Source organism: Bartonella sp. TT110JLCBS, assembly GCF_042193405.1.
Taxonomy (GTDB): Bacteria; Pseudomonadota; Alphaproteobacteria; order Rhizobiales; family Rhizobiaceae; genus Bartonella.
In genome coordinates, this window is the sequence record NZ_JBHILT010000072.1 from 1 (window position 1) to 2,353 (window position 2,353).

The 2,353-nt window shown below is 39.4% G+C and carries 3 protein-coding genes and 1 pseudogene; all 4 read right to left on the reverse strand.

Annotated features, from left to right (window positions below; translation table 11 throughout):
* Positions 1-515, reverse strand: a 515-nt coding sequence (locus ACFILW_RS09405; RefSeq protein ID WP_375685666.1) for an antA/AntB antirepressor family protein, incomplete at its 3' end; no start/stop codon positions are given.
* Between the two features lie 270 nt (positions 516-785).
* Positions 786-1,112, reverse strand: coding sequence for a hypothetical protein (locus ACFILW_RS09410; RefSeq protein ID WP_375685668.1), 327 nt, complete (start codon positions 1,110-1,112; stop codon positions 786-788).
* Between the two features lie 151 nt (positions 1,113-1,263).
* Positions 1,264-1,698: a hypothetical protein gene (locus ACFILW_RS09415; protein ID WP_273790335.1), complete on the reverse strand. Its 435-nt coding sequence runs from the start codon at positions 1,696-1,698 to the stop codon at positions 1,264-1,266.
* Positions 1,682-2,353: pseudogene (locus ACFILW_RS09420) on the reverse strand (hypothetical protein); the annotation flags it as partial. The pseudogene ACFILW_RS09420 and the gene ACFILW_RS09415, both read right to left, overlap by 17 nt.

Here is a 2,353-nt window from a genome sequence, read left to right on the forward strand (position 1 = left end):
TCCTTGAACAACCACTCGTGAATAAAAAACAATAAGATGCCACACATAGCCCCCTCAGAACGCTTTAAGCCTTCAAGTGCTTCTGCTTTTGGTGCTAATTCTGCAATAACATGGTCTTTCTGCTCAATTTGGCTTTGTAAGTGATTCAAAACACCAAGCAATGCTTCGGGTTTAGAGTAGTCAACTTGTGGTGTTGCTACTTGTTTCAAAAGCCGTTCACATTTGATAAAGTATTGACGTGCTTCATGCCCTTTATCATTACGCTCTATCATCGAAAGATGTTTAGCCATGTCTAAGGTGAGAGCATAATCTTTAGAAGGACGTCCACCTGAACTTTCGCTCAAAAAAGAGCAAAAGTCATGCTCTTCTTTAAATTTACAATCTTGAATACGTCTGATAATCCAATCTTTAAAACTGGTTTTTACTTCTAAAAATGCGTGTAATTCGCGAGCGTTAACAGTTTGAACTGTTTCCTGTCCAATTATTTGTTCTGATATTTTTATAAGAGTGTTCATGATGAACTCCTTGGTAATAGACGTTTGTTAATGACACTCAATAAAGAGTGCCGGGCGCTAACAAACACGGTACCAAGTCCGTCGTTACGCTTTTCCCGTAAGGGTATTGTATAGCGTAACCACACCCGACGAGATCATTATATGCGTGTAACATACAATGAGTCAAAGCCTTTAATGTGCGGAAAATAAACTATCTCGGTAGCTCGTCCGCTTGGTATTTAAGGTGTTCGTTAGGCACCTGATTCGATTATTCATATTGCTGTAATAATGTCAAGCTACTTCTGATAATTTTTTGATCTCTTTATTGATCTCGTCTATAAGAGGTTCGTAATTGAGAACGCTTTTCGGAATATTTCCACCGTAAACCCATGCTTTTACTTGCGCTTTGGTACTAAAATCCGCATTTTCTGGTGTGGTATAATACTGGCCGCCATCAAACTTTTCACACTCTCTTGTGCCGTCTTCGTATTCGTAGAGGTTGTAAAAATACTCCTCTGCTCCGTCTCCCCAAGGAACATAACCAACAGCTGTTGCAACCCACTTTTTTCGCATGGGTTGTTTACGGATTGTTAAGAATAAATGTTTAAAAATGAACATGCTTTAATCCTAATTTTACCAATTGGTCTATTTACCTAAAATTTGACCGTACAGAGCGTTTTATATTTCTGATAGGTTTATCATAAAATCTTTAAATCGCTTTGTAAGGTGCTTTTTTGTCGATTTAAACGCATGTCTAATCGTAAAACGATCAGCACTTTTCACTAGTTTGCTGTGGACCAAAGCGTTTCATTATCCCACCAATGCCATTTAAAGTTTCTTCAAGCTCTTGCTTGTGAACAAGCGTTAGTGGTCTAAAATGCTCTTTCGCTGTTTTTTCTTTGAGTGTTTTCTCACATGTGTTTTCAATTGCTCTACGTACAGTTTCGGCTTTTGAAAGAAGGGTATTTTCTAGTGTCTGGCAATAAGTTAAAAGCTCTCCACAAGTTGGCATAAATGTTTTTGATATCCCAATTGCTTGACCAGTTACGATATCTTCGACGCCTTTTTTCAGAGCATATGCTGAAATCCGTTCCAGCATCATGCTATAGGATAGAACAACGGCTTTGGAATCTGTGTTCGCAGGGACTCTCATGCTTGAGAGTAGGAAAGAAGCTTGCTCAATTTGCTTAACTGAAGCTTTCACAGAGAGCAACGCTTGTAGAAGATTGCAAGCATCTAAGGTTTGCTCTTCCTCCTGTTTCGTCAATGTATTCCCAGCTTTCAGCGTCAATGGATACCCCGGACTGATCATTTCCATAATCTTCTCCAGATGAGAGATGATCTCTGAGTTCGTTGAAGCCTTCTGCAAGCTGTTCTGTGAAAGTTTTCTGAGTGAATTTTCCATGATAACCACCTAACCGTTTTTCCTGTTCTAATCTTGCTTTTTTCTTTGCTAGCGTTCCGATAGGGCTTGTGACCCAATTGTACCAAGTCCTTTGCCAATCTCGTTTGTTTGCATTTTTACCTGGGTTTGCTATCCAGTAATTTGTGAACCGTTCGGTTTCTAACAGCGCCTCATCATGCGTTAATCCTTGATCGATTGCGTATTGCAAATTAGGTTTGAAATCCTCTGGCAATCGACAACCGCGATTAGCTTGCGCTCGTTTTGCTTTTTTGGGAACGTTCTCTTGCTCGTGAATGGGAGGTTGGTTTTCTACACCCGTTGTGATTTGCTCTGATGTGGTCTCAACAGCAGCAACCTCTGTTGGCTCGTCAACCTGTTCGTTTGTTTCTAAACTTTCAGAACCAATTTCTTTTTTTGCTAAAACGTTAGTTTTAGTTTTTTTATATATATTCTT